Genomic DNA, 16,811 nt, shown 5'->3' on the forward strand with positions numbered 1-16,811 from the left:
ACCCTCGCGCCGCGGCGGGGGGGGGTTGTTTGTGTTCTCTTTTCCGGGGCTTTGTGTTGTGGGTGGGCCGGCGGGCGCCCCCCCACTTCTGCCGCCCGCCGCAAAAAATGTCGGAACCGCCCTTCGCCATGCGTCCTTGAGAGGCAAGGCGCGTTGCCGGAACCTTGGCGCGCGTGGTCAAAATCCTAAGAGATGGAGATGACGATGATCAGCTTTCCCAACGAATCCGCTGAATACCGCACCGCCCGCGACACCCTTTTGCAGAAGGAAATCGAGCTGCGCCGCGCCATGGAGGATGTAGCCGTCGCCCGCCGCGCGTTGCCCAAGGGCGGGCTGGTGCCGCAGGATTATGTGTTCGACGGGCTTGGCGCCGACGGCAAGCCGGCCAAGGTCAAGCTGTCGGAGCTGTTTGCGCCCGGCAAAGACACGCTGCTCATCTATAACATGATGTTTCCGCGCCATCCGAATGAGACACGCGACGTCGCGACCAGCGGCGGCACGGCGAAGCTTGCGCGGCAGGATCAGCCGTGCCCGTCCTGCACGGCGCTGCTCGATCAGTTCGACGGCGCCATCGGCCATCTCGAAGCCGCCGGATTCAATTTCGCCGTGGTCGGCAAGATGGCGCTGGAAAATCTGCTGACGCTCGGCCGCGACCGTGGCTGGACAAACATGCGGCTGGTCTCCTCGGCCGGCAACAATTTCAAGCGCGATTATCACGCCGAGGACGAAGCCGGCGCTCAACTCCCCGTCCTGTCGGTGTTCCACCGCGATGCCGACGGTATCAGGCATTTCTGGAGCTCCGAGCTGGGTTTCACGCTGCCGGAACCCGGCCAGGACCCGCGCGCCATCGGTACCTGCGAGATCTTGTGGAACCTGATGGATTTCGCGCCGGAGGGCCGGCCGGACTGGGACGAGCAGCTGCAGTATGATTGCTGCCACTGACCTTGGCATTCCCTGTCGGCGTATCGGGAAATCCTGCCGGTGCCGGGCTCTTGTCCCGATGTGATTTGACGCTGCGGCGCGCTGACCTACCCTCTAGTGCCGGAACCGGGGAGACGAGCGATGCAGTCACCTTTCAACCGGAGCGTCACGCTGGCAGCGGCGGTGATCCTTGCTGCCGTCACCGCAGCCTATGCCCATCACGGCTGGTCGTGGACGCAGGACGGGTTTTTCGAACTCAAGGGCAGGATCACGGCCATCTATATCGGCAACCCGCACGCCACGCTGGACGTCGATGCCGAGGGCGAGGCCTGGCGGGTGGAGATGGCGCCGCCGTCCCGCACGATCGCCGCCGGCTTCACCGAGGAGGTCGCCAAGGTCGGCGACGAGGTGACCGCGATCGGCCATCGCTCGCGCGACGAGAGCGAAAAACGCATGAAGGCAGTCCGCGTCATCGTCGGCGGCAAGACCTATGATGTCTATCCCGACCGCGTGCCGCCGGCTTGAATGGACGGGTTTTTCGCCGGCATTGAGCAACTCGCTTTGGTGCGGGGGCTGAAGGCCTCCTTCGTCGCCTACCCAATCGTCAACGCGCTCCACATCATGTCGATCGGCGCGCTGCTGACCAGCGTCTGGCTCATTGACCTCAGGATCCTGGGCGCCTTCCGCTCGCTGCCGCAGGCGGCGTTCGTGGCGCTGCTGCGCCGCACCGCGTTGGGCGCGTTTGGCGGCGCGCTGGTCACGGGGTCGCTGCTCTTTTCAGTCAGGGCGAGCGAGTATGCGGCGATGCCGATCTTCCTCGCCAAGATGACACTCATCCTCCTCGCCGGCGCCAATTTCCTTGTCTTTATGCGCCTCTGCCGCGCAAGAGGCGGTGACGAGCCGGCTGGCGGGACCGTCACAATTCTGGCGGTGCTCTCGCTGGTGCTGTGGACGTCGGTGCTTTTCGCCGGACGGTTTATTGGGTTTCTCGGCTAGGCTGAGCGTCGGCAATGGCCTTCCCCAGGCGAGAGATAAGCTCCCTGCAAATGCAGCCAGAGGGAGTTTGCTATAAATCATTGAGTTGCCGGTGATGTCGGCCAAGGTGCGGGCGCACGGCCTACCGTGTTCAACAGCGGTCCGGGCCAACGGTTATTCATCTCGGCGACGCCGCCGGTGGACATCGTGACGGGCGAGATGGTGCGTGGTGACATCGGGACACAGACCGAGGCATCGCTGATCCCTTGCATTCATTGGAGATAGAAAACTACTTTGGTCCTTCTAGAAGCCTGAACCAATCCTTTACAGTCAATTTCAAACGGTCAATTTCGTCTTCGGCAAGCAAGCCGCAGTGGGCGATAGGCCCCCGAAGGGTATTTAAGGAAAACATTACTCTGCCTAGCGCTTTCTGATTGCTAAGGATCCCACCGAACAGAATCCAATTCGATCGAATTATTTCGCCCAATTGACCGAACGAAACATAATCAAGCTCATTCTCCGAGCGGCTAGTAACAGCCGCTTCTCGCTCTCGTTGCTGGTTAAATTTACACTCTTCTTTTGCGCTACCGGGTGAATATTGATCCCACCAGTTAAGACCGTAAGCTTCAGATAAAGTTTCATCGATTAATTTTCTAATGTCATTTTCGAGCATAAAGAATAACTTGTAGTACCGGGACATAAGGTCGGCATTTGCGCGCACATCACTAGAAAACTGATTGATTGATGCGAAAATTTCCGGTTCTTTTTCAATCGTCCGAGCGCCGACGTCTGCAGGAGAGTTGCCATCGACAGACATCTTTAGAGAGGCGCACTTAAGTATAAATAGCTCTATCTTTTCGGCTTGTCTCATTTCATCAAATTCTCTTTTATGCTCTTAAATATCGCATTAAGAACATTCAGGTCTGATGTTTCTGGTAATACAATATTTATATTGTAAAGCAATCCGATTTCTCGCGACGGGCCATCGCGCACTTCAGGTCGTAAAGGCGCTTTGTTCTCCAAGGGTTCCGTCGCTTCATTGATTTCAGCGGTGGGGGCGTTTAGATCGAGATTTGACGGGACGTAGGATTTGATAACGTTGAATGTGCCGCGGATAGCCATTGCGACAGGATCGTTGGATTTTAGGCCTGTTATTTCGACGATTATGTCTTTGAGTTTCGATTCTTCCGCCGAATGTGCATATTCGCTCCGGCGAAAAATCTCTTGAAACGCGCTTCGCAGACCTTGCCAAGCTGCCATTCCCCGACCGCTATCTGTTCTAAATTTTGCGTACAGCTCGGTCGGCGTACCGTCGCTGCCAAGGAAGTTCATTTTCTTTAGTACTGGTATCGTAGCTCTCGCAGCTCCGCCCGAGAGCTTGAGTACATTCTCAAGAAAATCAACGCTGAATCTTTCTGGGCGTTGGGCTTCGATCAGGCGGTCTAGCGCTTTTTTTAGAGTTCCGCTGGCAGTCAAGTAAGGTAGATTGCCGGGTATTTTTCGTTGCACCGCAGTTTGTTTGTCTCCGCCATTTGCCGCCGGGTCTGGCATTTCAGAAGGTTCTTTGTTCTCATTATCCTCAATTTTCTTCGCCATTTTCTACCCCATTATTTGAAGCGAGCCTGACAGATAAATTGATGCTTATCAATTGTAAGCGTTGTCCTTTTCACGGTGATCCCGTGTTGAGGCACTCCTCCGGCGGAAAGACTCTCGATCTTGTGGGCGAGATGGATCGGCACTTTTCTGCCACGACGGATGGAGGCTTCTGGCTGGCTTGCAACGTTGGCGGGACAGCGCCCCCCTCTGGCCTGCCGGCCATCTCCCCCACAAGGAGGGAGATTGGCTAATTGTCAGGCAAAATATTCCTGCAACGGCCTGACCTCGAGGCTCCCCGCCTTCAGCGCAGCAATCGCCTCCGCCACCGCAGCCGCGCCCGAGAGCGTCGTGTAATACGGCACTTTCTGCATCAGCGTCGCCCTGCGCAGCGATTTGGAGTCCGACACCGCCTTCTGGCCGTCCGTGGTGTTGAAGACGATCTGCACCTGGCGGTTGCGGATGGCGTCCTCGATGTGGGGGCGGCCTTCCAGCACCTTGTTTATTTTCTCGGCGACGACGCCGTTCTCGGCGAGGAAGCGGGCGGTGCCGGAGGTGGCGAGTACTTTAAAGCCCTGGCCGGCGAGACGCTTGACCGCCGGCAATATGCCTTTCTTGTCCTCGTCGCGCACCGAGACAAACAGCGTGCCCGCGCGGGGGAGATCAACACCCGCCCCCAACTGGCTCTTGGCGAAGGCGAGCGCGAAGTCGCGGTCGAGGCCCATGACCTCGCCGGTCGAGCGCATTTCCGGGCCGAGCAATATGTCGACGCCGGGGAACCGGGCGAAGGGGAATACCGCTTCCTTGACGGCGATGTGGCCGGGGTTGCGCGGGTCGGGCATGGCGCCGTAGTGGGCGAAGGCGTCTTCCAAGCTTTCGCCGGCCATGATGCGGGCAGCAATTTTCGCAATCGGCCGCCCGATCGTCTTGGCGACGAAGGGCACGGTGCGCGACGCGCGCGGGTTGACCTCCAGCACATAGACGGTGCCGTCCTTGATCGCATATTGCACGTTCATCAGGCCGCCGACATTGAGCGCGCGGGCAAGCGCTGCCGTCTGGCGCTCCAGCTCATCGACGAGTTCCGAGGAGAGGGAATGCACCGGCAGCGAGCAGGCACTGTCGCCGGAATGGATGCCGGCCTCCTCGATATGCTCCAATATGCCGGAGACGTAAGTCGACCTGCCGTCGCAGAGGCAATCGACGTCGACCTCGATGGCGCCCGACAGATAGGTGTCGAACAAAAGCGGGTTCTTGCCGAGCAGCGTGTTGATCTGGCCGGTCTTGTCGTTGGGGTATTTCTGCTTGATGTCCTCCGGCACCAGGCCGGGCACGGTGTCGAGCAGATAGGATTGCAGCATGCTCTCATCGTGGATGATCTGCATGGCACGGCCGCCGAGCACATAGGACGGGCGCACCACCAGCGGGAAGCCGAGCTCGCCGGCGACGAGGCGGGCCTGCTCGACCGAATAGGCGATGCCGTTCTTCGGCTGGCTGAGGCCAAGCTTGTGCAGCAGCTTCTGGAAGCGGTCGCGGTCCTCGGCCAGATCGATCATGTCGGGCGAGGTGCCGAGGATCGGGATGCCGGCCTTCTCCAGCGCATCCGCCAGCTTCAGCGGCGTCTGGCCGCCGAACTGGACGATGACGCCGACCAGCTCGCCTGATGCCTGTTCGGCGCGCAATATCTCCAGCACATCCTCCGGGGTCAGCGGCTCGAAATAGAGCCGGTCGGAGGTGTCGTAGTCGGTCGACACGGTCTCGGGATTGCAGTTGATCATGATCGCCTCGAAGCCGGCGTCGCGCAGCGCAAAGGCGGCATGGCAGCAGCAGTAGTCGAACTCGATGCCCTGGCCGATGCGGTTGGGGCCGCCGCCGAGAATGACGACCTTTTTCCGCGATGAGACCTGCGCTTCATTAGCGAGCGCGCCGGCAAACGGCACCTCATAGGTCGAATACATGTAGGCGGTGGGCGAAGCAAACTCGGCGGCGCAAGTGTCGATGCGCTTGTAAACCGGATGAACGTCGAGTTTTTCGCGAATCTTCTGGATCTCTTCGACGTCCTTCCTGACCAGGGATGCGAGGCGGGCATCGGAGAAACCCATCGCCTTCAGCATGCGCAGATTGGCGGCGTCCTCGGGGATGCTGTGCTCGCGAATGCGCGCTTCCATGTCGAGAATGCCGGCGATCTGCTCGAGGAACCACGGGTCGATCTTGCACATTGCGTGCACGTCTTCCAGCGAGGTGCCCATGCGGATCGCCTGCGCCACCATGCGCAGCCGGTCCGGCGTCGGCGTGCCCAAGGCGGCGCGGATGGCGTTGCGGTCATCGACATGGCTGGCCGGCGCGTTCCCGTGGCCGATGCCGGGGATCTCGATTTCGTCCAGACCGGTCAGGCCGGTCTCCAGTCCACGCAAGGCCTTCTGCAGCGATTCCTGGAAGGTGCGGCCGATGGCCATGACCTCGCCGACCGACTTCATCGAGGTGGTCAGCACCGGCTCGGCGCCGGGGAATTTCTCGAAGGCAAAGCGCGGGATCTTGGTCACGACATAGTCGATGCTCGGCTCGAACGAGGCCGGCGTCGCGCCGCCGGTGATGTCATTCTCGAGCTCGTCCAGCGTGTAGCCGACGGCGAGTTTTGCCGCGATCTTGGCGATCGGGAAACCGGTCGCCTTGGAAGCCAGCGCCGACGAGCGCGACACACGCGGGTTCATCTCGATCACCACCAGGCGGCCGTCTGCCGGGTTGACGGCGAACTGCACGTTGGAGCCGCCGGTCTCGACGCCGATCTCGCGCAGCACCGCGATCGAGGCGTTGCGCATCATCTGGTATTCTTTGTCGGTGAGCGTCAGGGCAGGGGCGACGGTGATCGAATCGCCGGTATGCACGCCCATCGGGTCGATGTTCTCGATCGAGCAGATGATGATGCAGTTGTCGGCCTTGTCGCGGACAACCTCCATCTCATACTCCTTCCAGCCGAGCACGCTCTCCTCGATCAGCACTTCGGTGGTCGGCGAGGCGTCGAGGCCGGACTGGACGATCTCGAAGAATTCGGCGCGGTTGTAGGCGATGCCGCCGCCGGTGCCGCCCATGGTGAAGGACGGTCGGATGATGGCGGGCAGGCCGACATGGTCGAGCGCCTGCGCGGCGATCGCCATGCCGTGGCTGATGTAGCGCTGCTTGCGGTCGCCCTCACCGAGGTTCCAGCGCGTTTCCAGAGCATCGAGCGCGGCGTCGAGATTTTCGGGCTTTTCCGCCTTCAGCGCGGCGCGCTCGGCCTCGTGCGTCTTGCGGTCGGCATTCTTGACGTCGGTGGCGTTGGCCAGCATCGACTTCGGCGTTTCCAGGCCGATCTTGTTCATCGCCTCGCGAAACAGCGCGCGGTCCTCGGCCTTGTCTATTGCGGTCGCGTCGGCGCCGATCATCTCGACATTGTAGCGGTCGAGAACGCCCATGCGGCGCAGCGACAGAGCGGTGTTGAGCGCGGTCTGGCCGCCCATGGTCGGCAGCAGCGCGTCGGGCCGCTCCTTGGCGATGATCTTGGCCACCACTTCGGGCGTGATCGGCTCGATGTACGTGGCGTCGGCCAGCTCCGGATCGGTCATGATGGTGGCCGGATTGGAGTTGACCAGGATGACGCGAAAACCCTCTTCCTTCAGCGCCTTGCAGGCCTGGGTGCCGGAATAGTCGAACTCGCAGGCCTGGCCGATGACAATGGGGCCGGCCCCGATGATCAGGATCGACTTGATGTCGGTGCGTCTTGGCATGTCGAGGGTCCGTTCGGCGGGCGGCTTGCACAAAAAGCCGGACGGGATGACCCGGCCGGTTGTGCGCGCGATTCTGGTATCAGGCTAGGAGGGCCTTATAGGGAAGAGTTTTGCCGGATGTAAGCCCCTAAAATGCGGGTAGGGCAGTAGGGCAGTAGGGCAGTAGGGCAGTAGGGCAGTAGGGCAGTAGGGCAGTAGGGCAGTAGGGCAGAGGTTCGAGCGCCCTTAAGCATATTGCCCTACTGCCCTACTGCCTTATTCCCCTTACCACTATCCCCCAGCGCAAACTGGTCCGTGATCTCGAAGCGTTCGGAAACGCCGATGCGGACGATGTTGAGGCTGCCCTCGCGGGTGAAGCGGAATTCGCCGGGCCTATTCGAGCCGGCCGGCTTGCCGGCCTGGAAGCTGATGATGCGCGTGCTGCCATCGGGCCATGTCACGGTCACGTCGATCTTGTCGCCGGTGCGCATGACGTCTGCCTTGCAGCTGGTCATCGGCTGGCCGAGATAGCGCGCGCAGGGGATGGCGTTGCCGGCACCGGGTACCGGTGTCCCCGGCGGCTGAAGCCGCGCAACGGTCTGTGCGTCGGCCGGGGGCGCCGCGTTGGCCGCGCCGAAATTCCGGACGGGGTCCGCAGCCACGGGCGGCGATCCATCAACCTGTCCAGTCGAGGGGTTTCCAGCGGCCAGGGCCAAGCGGTAAGCATCCTCGATCGCCACCTTGCCGATTGCGTCAGCGGAGTTCAGCGCCGTTTCGGGAGCGGTCGCGCCGAGGCGCGTTGTCAGATCGGGCAGCGGTTGAGAGGCAGGGCTCTCCGTATCGGCCGCCGCCTGGGGTGTCACTTGCCGGGGATTGATAGGATCGAGGTAGCGTGCGGGAGCCCATCCGCTCAGCTTCGGGTCGTCAATGTCTTGGACTTTGCACCACTTGTAGCCGCTGACGTCGCCGCAGCCGAGATTTTTCACGCTCGAACCACTCGGCAGCCGTGCCTCGACCTTGCCCATGGCCGACGCCGTGGCGCGCACGTTCAGGAGATCATCCGGAGCAAGACCCGTCACAATCGAGATGATGGGCTCCGGCTCCTCGCCGTTGGCCGGCAACTCCGCCAGCATCAGCGGAGCGGCAACCATCGCAAGCAGCGTCGTCGGGAGTGTTACTGTGCGCCTAATCATCTGCCATGGGCGGTAGGTTCAATTGCCGAAGGCGCGGCCAGGCACGAAAGCGCCATCGCACGCCAGCCGGTTTTTATAGGCGACGAGACGGCGCTGTGTAAGCCCGAAAAGGTGCCGCGTGTTGAATCGCGACCAGGCCACTTCCGTGAACTAACAGCCGGCAAAATATTGCACATTTCATGTAAATATGCACTCTCTCAAGTAAGGTTGAGGAGGGCAATATGGTCGACCTTGAAATATTCGCGCAGGTGGAAAACATAGTTCGCCAGCGTATCAAGAAAACGCGCGCCGAGATTGAGGCTTCACTTGGTCACATCGCCAACGGCAATCCGCTGGCCGCCGAACAGACCCTCTCCAGGCGCCTCGACAGGTTGCAGGTAAAGGCGTCGCTCAGCCGCACCGAAGCGGAGATGATATCGGCAGCGATCGACATGAGGTCTGCCGGGGAAAGAAAGGCCGCCGCCAAGCAGCCAGGGCCGGAGGCAATTCTCGGCCCAACGCTCGATTTCATCGGGGTCGCATTCCTCGAGCGTGGGCGCCGTGCTGCCGATGCGGTTGGCCGCGTTGCCTTTCTCAACGGCAATCCACAAGGATCGGGTTTTCTGGTCGGGCCAAGGCTGTTCCTCACAAACAACCATGTGATTTCGTCGCCGGCGGATTCCCGGCGCTTCCAGGTCCAGTTCGATTATGAACAGGACGGTGCGAATGCCGTGCGCACGCCGACGACGTTCCTGTTCGATCCTGAATCCTGTTTCGTGAGCGATAGCATAGAGGGTCTGGACTATACGCTGATCGGGGTCGGCGAGCGGCGTTCCGGCCCAAAGGAACTGGGGGAGTTCGGTTTTATCTCGCTGTCGGATGCGCGCGACAAGCATATGCTCGGCGAAATCGCCAACATCGTTCAGCATCCCGATGGCCGCTTCAAGGAACTGGTGTTGCGTGAAAACCGGCTGGTGGCCCGCGACGAAACGGTGCAAGTGCTGCACTATGTCGCCGATACCGAACAGGGTTCGTCCGGCTCCCCGGTCTTCAACAATGAATGGGAACCTATCGCCCTGCACCATTGGGCCGGCCCGTTCCACGAGGTGACGGGCATAGGTGGCTATGCGCTCGCGCGCGAGATCAACGAAGGCATACGGATCAGCGCCATCGTTGACCATCTGGGTGCTAGAAAGTCCAAGCTGCCGGGCTCCTCGGCATCGGCGGTTTCGCAAGCTCTGGCGATTTGGGCCGGCATGCCGCGCATGATGGACGAGACAGTTCGGCTGAACGCCGATATTCGCGAAGATGTGCCGGACAAGCCGGTGCAGCGGCCGGAACCGGATCGCAATCCGCCGGCGACGAGACACAGTGCCGATGGCTCGGTCACCTGGACTTTTCCCGTCGAGATAAATGTCCGGGCGCCGCTGATCGACCGCGACGGAGGCGATGCGAGACGAAACGACGGCAAAGGCCCGGCAAGCGAACCCGGGAAGGTGGCCATCGCCGAGGCCGCGGGTTGGAAAACAGAGGATTTCGATGATCGTGGAGGGTATGAGCCCGGCTTCATACCGGGCTTTGTCCTGGCAATGCCGACGGTTGCCAATTCACCCTACCGGTTGGCCAAAAACCTTCTTGCCAAACCGGGAGAGGACCCACACGAATTGCGCTACCATCATTTTTCGATCTTGATGAACGCCGATCGCAGGCTTGCCTTCGTCACCGCCTGCAATATCGATGGATCCCGCACCAAGGCGGTCAATCGTGAGGACAAGACGGTCATCGACAACCCGTCGCTTGTCGAATTGGGGGTGGAGTCGATTTCCGGTTCGGAAGCCAGCGATGCTTTCCGGCCCGATCGCCGCATCGACCTTGGCGAGCAGATGAACCAGGAATTCTATTTGAGCCAGAATGTGCCTGGATTTCCCGTCGCAAAATCCAAGGAACGAATCGCTCGAATGTTCCAGAAGGGCCATATTACACTTCGCGGCGACCCCGCATGGGGCGTCGATCAGGAGGCGGTCGCGGCAGAACGCGACACGTTCTTTTATACCAATGCTGCGCCGCAAGTCGGCTTCTTCAATCAAGGAAGCTCGCTTAACCATCCCGGCTCCAAAGGGAAGTTGAGATGGCGCGCGGTAGAAACCTATGTGCTGCGCAACGCCTATACGACGCGGGGCCGTGTCACGGTGTTTGCCGGGCCAGTGTTCGGCGAGGACGATCCTCCCTACCGCTTCGACAGCCATGTTCCGCTGAAGTTCTGGAAGATCGCGCTGTGGTCCGATCAAGCTGGCCTGCGCGCCATCGCGCTGCTGGCGGACCAGAAGCCGGTTTTGGAAGTGATGCCCGAAGCGTTCGGCGAGCGTGCCGAGGCATTCGATGACCCGCTTGAAATTGCCAGGGTATCGGAGTTCCTTTCGACGGTGGCCGAGATTGAAGAGCTGACCGGCCTGAACTTTGGCCAGCAGGTGCGCGACGCCGACATTCGGGCCGGTTCCGAATCCGCCCCAGCACAGACTTTCAACCCAACGCAACTAGCGCCCAAGACGTCACGGCCAAAGCCTTCGGCGACCAAGACTTCGACGTCCAAGACTTCGACGTCCAAGACTTCGGCGGCCAGCGCCCGACGTCCTGCCAAGCGATCGAAGCGATCGGCGTCTGACGACTGAAGATTGGACCGGTCGCGACTTCTGCCGCTCGAAGGCGGTCATCCGTTCAGCTAGGCATGAGCAAGCTCAGCCTGGGATGAGCAAGCTCAACCTGGGATGAGCAAGCTCAGCCCGGCATGAAGCCGGTGCGCAGCGCGTGAGCCCATTCGGGCCGTCCCGCCTGCTCGGCCTGATACGCCGCCGCCTCACGGTCATAGTCGACGGCGATGGATTCGAAACGATCGGGATGCAAGTCGACGATGCCGTAGCGGGCGTGCGGCGAACCCTGTTCGGAGACATGCGCCGGCGGGGTCGAATCGTCATAGGCGGGGCAGCCGATGCTGCCCGGGTTGAAGATGACCGGACCGCCGGGAATGCGGACCAGCTCGCTGCGATGGCTGTGGCCGCAAAGCATGATGCGGCAGGCGGGATCGATCGCGCCGAGGCGCCGCTCGATTGCGACCAGCGGCGCGCGCACCAGCCAGCCGTCGACGATCGCGTCAGTCAGGTATTTTTCGTCGTGGTCGGGCCGGGCATGGAAGGCGATCACGCCGGGCGCGACTTCCAGCGTGAGGGGCAGCGCAAATAGCGCCTCGCGTTGGCCTGCGGTCAGCCGTTCCTGCGCGTAGCGGTCGGACGGCCACATGGTCTCGTCGGCGGTGTCGCGGGCAACGCGGCGGTCGTGGTTGCCGCGCACCGTCGGCAGGTCGAGCGTCTCGAGCCGCTCCATGGTCTCGCGCGGCCAGAGCGGGCCGGAAACGCAATCGCCGAGATTGACGATGAGGTCGGCGCCGCCGCGCTGCCGCAGATCAGTGAGCACGGCGTCGAGCGCCAGGACATTGCCGTGGATGTCGGCGAGGACGGCAATGCGCATGGCAGGCTCCGTTAATTGGAATGGCTGGAGGGCGGGTGAAGCTACTTTGCTCGCCTCGCGAGGCGGGCGAGAGCGGAACCCAGCTTCGGGTCGTTCAGGCGCGGACTTCGATCTCGTGGCCGCCGACCGCCGGCAACGATGCGTCGCCGGCCGCGGCAATAACACTGTCGAGCAGGCCCGGGAAGCGGCGGTCGAGATCGTCACGGCGCAGCGTGATCAGCCGGCTGGTTCCAACCGCCTCGGTGCGGGTGACGCCGGCCTCACGCAGCTTGGCCAAATGGTAGCTCAGATTGGTCTTCGAGCAGAGATCGAGGAACCGGCTGCAATTCAGCGGCACGCCCTCTTTGCTGGCGAGATAGCGCACGATGGCCAGTCGCGTCGGGTCGCCGAGCACGGCAAGCACGTTCGGCAGGCTGATCTGGTCGGCGGTGGGATGGGGCAAGGTCATGCCCAGGAATTAAGCACATTCGGAGCCGATTTCAACGCATCTCCTCTCGTGGCTAATGGACACATAGTTTCGTCCCGTCGCCCCGTCCTGACACCGGGCTGTCAGGATGGTTCGGCTATTTTGCAGCGGCTTTGTTGACATCATGCCCTGTTATGTCCAATTGTTCAATAACCTTTGAACTAAGGAAATTGCCATGGATAAGCGCCTCATCTGGCTTGCGCTCGGATCGTTCACGATTTCGACCGAAGGTTTCGTCATCTCCAGCCTTTTGCCCGACATTGCAAAGGATGCCGCCATCTCCGTTCCGCTCGCCGGCACGCTGATCACCGCGTTTGCGCTCGCCTATGCGATCGGCACGCCGATCCTGGCAACGCTGACCGGCGAATGGGACCGGCGCCGCGTCATCCTGTGGACGCTGGTGTTCTTCGTGTTGGGCAACGTCGCCGCGGCGCTAAGCTCCTCCTTCGAATTGCTGTTGATCGCGCGCATCGTCATGGCGCTGTCGTCAGGCTTGTTCGCGGCGACCGCACAGGGAACGGCCGTTGCGCTTGTCGACGATCATCACCGCGCCCGCGCCATTGCCGTGGTCGTCGGCGGCACTACGGTTGCGGTCGCGGTCGGAGCACCGCTCGGCGCGCTCGTTGCGACGGTTGCCGGCTGGCGCGGCACCTTCTTTGCCATTGCCGGCCTTGGTGCGCTCGCCGGCGCGATCCTGTGGTATCGGCTGCCGCGCGGCATCGTCGGCACCAGGCTGCCGCTCCGGATGCGGCTGGCAGCGGCACTTCGCCCCGGCGTCATGCCTATCCTGGTGACGACCATCCTGGCTCTGATCGGCGCCTTCACCGTCTTTGCCTTTGTCGCGCCGCTGGCGATCGAAGGCGGCGGACTGAACCCGATCGCGCTTCCCGGAATGCTGCTCGCTTTCGGCGTTGGCGCGGTCATCGGCAATATCGGCGGCGGTCAGGCCGCCGACCGTTTCGGCGCGACGCGCACCGTCTGCTGGTCGCTGGCGCTGAGTGCCGCGATGCTGGTCACGTTTTCGCTGATCCCGATGTTCCTGCCGCGCGAGATCGCCGGGCCGGCATTGATGGCCATGATGGTGCCGTGGGGCATCGTCGGCTGGGCATTCCCGCCGGCGCAGGCCAGCCGCATCATCAAGCTGGCGCCCGATGCCGCGCCAATCGTGCTGTCGCTGAACGCTTCGGCGCTCTATCTCGGCGTGGCACTGGGCGCCGTGGTCGGCGCCGCGGTGCTGCGCTATGGCGCACCGGCCGACCTCGGCGTGGTCGCGGCGGCATTCCCGATCGTCGGTCTGGGCGTCGTGCTGGCGGGCCACCTGGCGGCGCGACCGGTGGCGATGCCGGCCGAATAAGGCTGTCAGTGGAGCTTGGCTGCCGGCCGCCGATAGTTCAAGTCGCGGCCGGCGGTGCGTCAAAATCCAGCGCGGCGATTTCGTCCAGCGCCGCTCGCAGGCTTGCCGCCTGCTCTTTGCCAAACATCTCCTCGAAGCGCTGCTGAGCGACTTGCCACAGCTTCAGGGCTTCTTCGAGCTTGGTCCGGCCCTGCGGTGTCAGCCTGACGCGCCTGATGCGGCGGTCGGCAGGGTCGGCGAAGGTCTCGACATAACCGTCGCGGATCAGCGGCTTCAGCGTATGACCGAGGGCCGACAGGTCCATGACGAGGGCCGCGGCAATGGCACCCATCGTCGGTTCGTTGCCGACGTGGATTTGATAAAGCAGGCCCTGCTGCGTGGCCTTCAGACCCGATGGGGCCAGCACATCGTCATAGAACTGGCCGAGTTTCCGCGTCGCGCGGCGCAGCATGGCGTTATTGCAAAGCGCCAGGCCGGGCAGGGTGGTTTGGGACATTGGCGGATTTCCGATGAGGGACCGGAAGGGACCCCTCGATGCAAACCAGAAATAGTCCTTGCTCCCCGGATTGACAAGATGGTGGCATATGCCTACGTTCAAATAGTGGCATATGCCAATAATTCGTGTGCCAGTCGAAGCAGGGTGTGTTGCCGTGCGGCACTGGCATTTGGAATCGAACCAGAAGGAGCAAGACAATGAGCAATCAGGACAAAGGTACAGCGGTCGTCACCGGCGCCTCGTCCGGCATCGGCGCGGTCTATGCCGACCGGCTCGCCGGCCTAGGTTATGATCTGGTGCTGGTGGCGCGGCGCGCCGATCGGTTGGAGGAATTGGCGGAGAGGCTCCGCTACGCGTATGGCATCAAGGTCGGCGTCATCAGCGCCGACCTGGCCGACGACGGCGATCTGCGACGGGTCGAGCAGGCGATATCAACCGACGACAGCGTGACGCTGCTGGTCAACAATGCCGGCCTTGGCGGCGCGCAGATGGTGGCAACGGCCGACGCTGATGTGGCCGAGCGCATGATCAAGGTCAATGTCGTGGCTTTGACTCGTTTGACCCGCGCGGTCCTGCCGGAGCTGCTGGCGCGCAACCGCGGTGCCATCGTTAACATCGCGTCGGTGCTGGCCTTCGACACCTCGTTCGGCGGCATCTACAGCGGCACAAAGGCTTATGTCGTCAACTTCACCGAGGCCTTGCAGCGGGAAGTCGCCGACAGCAAGGTCGCCATACAGGTCGTGCTGCCGGGGGCTACGCGGACCGAGTTCTGGGAAGTTGCCGGAAGCGATATTGCCGACCTGCCGGCAGAGATCGTTATGACTGCCGACGATCTGGTCGATGCAGCGCTTGTCGGCCTGGCCAAGGGCGAAACCGTCACCGCGCCCGGGCTCTCCGATCCGGCTGGGTTGGAATCCTATCTTGGTGCGCGGCAAGGTTTCTTCGGCAGCCTGCTGGCCGGCAAGCCGGCGGCACGCTACGCTGCCTGAAATAACTGATCTTACGCTGTCCGCCACATCGGGATGATCGAGGCGGCCAGCAGCAGGCCAAGCATGATGTTGAGCATGCGCCACTGCCGCTCGGTTCGCAGCAACCGGGCGAGCAGCGTGCCCGCCACGCACCACGCCGCCAGCGATAGGGCCGCTGCAAGGCCGAAGACCGTGCCGAGCAGCAAGGCGAGTTGCAGCGGCCCGTTGGCGAGCGCGGCAAAGGATGCCGCCGCTCCCAGCCCCATGGCCCAGCCCTTTGGGTTCATCCATTGCAGGCCGGCGCCGCCCAAAAAGCTGTTCGGCTTTGCCATGGCCACGTCGAGATTGGGCGGACCACTGCGGCCGATTTTGAGGGCAAGCCACGTCAGATAGAGGGTACCGGCCATTTTCATTGCCAGTTGCAGCGAAGGAGCGGCGGCCAGCAGACCGGCGAGCCCGGCAGCACCTGCCGCAGCCACCGTGGCCAGGCCGGCCGCACTCCCGGCCATCAGCGGGATAGAGCGGCGAAAGCCGAACTGCGCGCCGGACGCCGTCGATAAGGTCGTGGCCATGCCGGGCGTTGAGGTTGAGACCAGCGCGAACAGGACGAGGGGAAGGACGGTTTCAAACATGCTGCTTCCTTTGAAGCCTGCACGGTAGGCTGTTTGGCTCATCAGTAAATGCAATGTTTGCTATGATCTGTATTAGCAAATATAATAGCCGAATGCTCCGCAATCTCGATACTGCCCTGATCCGAACCTTCGTCACCGTTGCCGATAAGGCCAGCATGACGGCGGCGGCCAACGCGCTGCATTTGACGCAAGGTGCCGTCAGCCAGCAGATCAAGCGTTTGGAAGAGGTTCTCGGCTGCAGCCTGTTCGATCGCGATCGGCGCGGATTGCGATTGACCCGCTCCGGCGAGCGATTGTTCGGCAAGGGCAAGCGCCTGCTTTCCCTCAATGACGAGATCCTGGCGGAGATGGCGGGCGATGCGGTTGCCGGTCAGGTGCGGCTCGGGGTGCCGTACGACCTTGTCGGCACCTTGCTTGCGCCGGTGCTGAAGGCCTATGCCGAGGCCTATCCGCAGGTCGAGATCTCGCTTGTCTGTGCTTCGTCGCCAGAGTTGGCCGCAGCCTTGGCGACCGGCACGATAGAGCTCGCGGTGATCGAGGAGCCGATCGGTCGGTCGGCCGGCGAATGCCTTGTTGTCGACCGGCTGGTCTGGGTCGGCGCCAAAGGCGGCGCCGCCCGCGGCAAGCGGCCCTTGCCGGTTTCGATGGTCGCCGAGACCTGTGCGTTCCGCCCGGTGGTGCTGGAGGCGCTTAACGAGCATGGGCTGGAATGGCGCACCGTATTCGAAAACGGCAGCATCGACGCGACGACGGCGACGGTGCGTTCGGACTTGGCCGTCACCACCTGGTTGGCGTCGACCGTGCCTGTCGACCTCGACATTTTGGCCAACGATCCGGAGCTGCCGTCATTGCCGAATTTTTCGATCAATCTGCATTTGCCGAAGCACGACGTCGCGCCGGCTGCACTGGCATTCGCGGGCCACCTCCGCGATGGGTTGGCAGGGCGACGAGAGGCGGCTTAAAAACAGCAAA

General features: G+C 62.2%; 15 protein-coding genes. 7 read left to right on the forward strand and 8 right to left on the reverse strand.

Annotated elements, in window-relative coordinates:
- The first annotated feature begins 204 nt into the window (after positions 1-204).
- The 3 genes from NKJ91_RS23970 (at position 205) to NKJ91_RS23980 (ending at position 1,917) form a co-directional block, all read left to right on the forward strand.
- Complete coding sequence (locus NKJ91_RS23970) at positions 205-942, forward strand: DUF899 family protein (RefSeq protein ID WP_352457556.1); 738 nt, start codon at positions 205-207, stop codon at positions 940-942.
- A gap of 120 nt (positions 943-1,062) precedes the next feature.
- Positions 1,063-1,446 carry a DUF6152 family protein gene (locus NKJ91_RS23975; RefSeq protein WP_352457518.1) on the forward strand — a complete coding sequence of 128 codons (384 nt, stop codon included), beginning with the start codon at positions 1,063-1,065 and terminating at the stop codon, positions 1,444-1,446.
- Positions 1,447-1,917 (forward strand): DUF6644 family protein, encoded by a 471-nt coding sequence (locus tag NKJ91_RS23980; RefSeq protein ID WP_352457519.1) that lies wholly within the window; start codon positions 1,447-1,449, stop codon positions 1,915-1,917.
- 268 nt (positions 1,918-2,185) lie between these two features.
- Here the strand turns inward: NKJ91_RS23980 and NKJ91_RS23985 are convergent, their stop codons facing one another.
- From NKJ91_RS23985 to NKJ91_RS24000, 4 genes are all read right to left on the reverse strand, one after another.
- Complete coding sequence (locus NKJ91_RS23985; RefSeq protein WP_352457520.1) at positions 2,186-2,767, reverse strand: Swt1 family HEPN domain-containing protein; 582 nt, start codon at positions 2,765-2,767, stop codon at positions 2,186-2,188.
- Complete coding sequence (locus tag NKJ91_RS23990; protein ID WP_352457521.1) at positions 2,764-3,492, reverse strand: DUF5343 domain-containing protein; 729 nt, start codon at positions 3,490-3,492, stop codon at positions 2,764-2,766. The genes NKJ91_RS23985 and NKJ91_RS23990 overlap by 4 nt, the downstream gene beginning before the upstream one ends.
- Positions 3,493-3,746: 254 nt before the next feature.
- Entirely contained in the window at positions 3,747-7,250 is a 3,504-nt protein-coding gene (gene carB / locus NKJ91_RS23995; protein WP_352457522.1) for a carbamoyl-phosphate synthase large subunit, read from the reverse strand.
- Positions 7,251-7,489: 239 nt separating this feature from the next.
- On the reverse strand, positions 7,490-8,380 hold the full coding sequence (locus NKJ91_RS24000; RefSeq protein ID WP_352457523.1) for an SH3 domain-containing protein: 891 nt from the start codon (positions 8,378-8,380) through the stop codon (positions 7,490-7,492).
- A gap of 263 nt (positions 8,381-8,643) precedes the next feature.
- Between NKJ91_RS24000 and NKJ91_RS24005 the strand changes: the two genes are divergently transcribed.
- Complete coding sequence (locus NKJ91_RS24005) at positions 8,644-11,070, forward strand: DNA/RNA non-specific endonuclease (protein WP_352457524.1); 2,427 nt, start codon at positions 8,644-8,646, stop codon at positions 11,068-11,070.
- 106 nt (positions 11,071-11,176) lie between these two features.
- Here the strand turns inward: NKJ91_RS24005 and NKJ91_RS24010 are convergent, their stop codons facing one another.
- Both NKJ91_RS24010 and NKJ91_RS24015 read right to left on the reverse strand, forming a co-directional pair.
- Positions 11,177-11,923, reverse strand: a complete 747-nt coding sequence (locus tag NKJ91_RS24010) for a metallophosphoesterase family protein (protein WP_352457525.1) — start codon at positions 11,921-11,923, stop codon at positions 11,177-11,179.
- Between the two features lie 94 nt (positions 11,924-12,017).
- Positions 12,018-12,371 (reverse strand): ArsR/SmtB family transcription factor, encoded by a 354-nt coding sequence (locus NKJ91_RS24015; RefSeq protein WP_352457526.1) that lies wholly within the window; start codon positions 12,369-12,371, stop codon positions 12,018-12,020.
- A 193-nt stretch (positions 12,372-12,564) separates the two neighbouring features.
- Here NKJ91_RS24015 and NKJ91_RS24020 point away from each other — a divergent pair, with 193 nt between their 5' ends.
- On the forward strand, positions 12,565-13,743 hold the full coding sequence (locus tag NKJ91_RS24020) for an MFS transporter (RefSeq protein WP_352457527.1): 1,179 nt from the start codon (positions 12,565-12,567) through the stop codon (positions 13,741-13,743).
- Positions 13,744-13,780: 37 nt separating this feature from the next.
- Here the strand turns inward: NKJ91_RS24020 and NKJ91_RS24025 are convergent, their stop codons facing one another.
- A complete protein-coding gene (locus tag NKJ91_RS24025) occupies positions 13,781-14,239 on the reverse strand; it encodes a MarR family winged helix-turn-helix transcriptional regulator (RefSeq protein ID WP_352457528.1) in 459 nt (152 codons plus the stop codon).
- 197 nt (positions 14,240-14,436) lie between these two features.
- On the opposite strand from NKJ91_RS24025, the gene NKJ91_RS24030 reads away from it, so the two are divergent.
- Positions 14,437-15,228 carry an SDR family NAD(P)-dependent oxidoreductase gene (locus NKJ91_RS24030; RefSeq protein ID WP_023678313.1) on the forward strand — a complete coding sequence of 264 codons (792 nt, stop codon included), beginning with the start codon at positions 14,437-14,439 and terminating at the stop codon, positions 15,226-15,228.
- A gap of 11 nt (positions 15,229-15,239) precedes the next feature.
- On the opposite strand, the gene NKJ91_RS24035 is transcribed toward NKJ91_RS24030, so the two are convergent.
- On the reverse strand, positions 15,240-15,839 hold the full coding sequence (locus tag NKJ91_RS24035) for a LysE family translocator (protein WP_352457529.1): 600 nt from the start codon (positions 15,837-15,839) through the stop codon (positions 15,240-15,242).
- Positions 15,840-15,931: 92 nt separating this feature from the next.
- Between NKJ91_RS24035 and NKJ91_RS24040 the strand changes: the two genes are divergently transcribed.
- Positions 15,932-16,801: a LysR family transcriptional regulator gene (locus NKJ91_RS24040; RefSeq protein WP_352457530.1), complete on the forward strand. Its 870-nt coding sequence runs from the start codon at positions 15,932-15,934 to the stop codon at positions 16,799-16,801.
- Positions 16,802-16,811: the final 10 nt, after the last annotated feature.

Origin of the sequence: Mesorhizobium sp. M0040 (assembly GCF_040323505.1) — a bacterium.
In the GTDB taxonomy this organism is placed as follows: domain Bacteria; phylum Pseudomonadota; class Alphaproteobacteria; order Rhizobiales; family Rhizobiaceae; genus Mesorhizobium.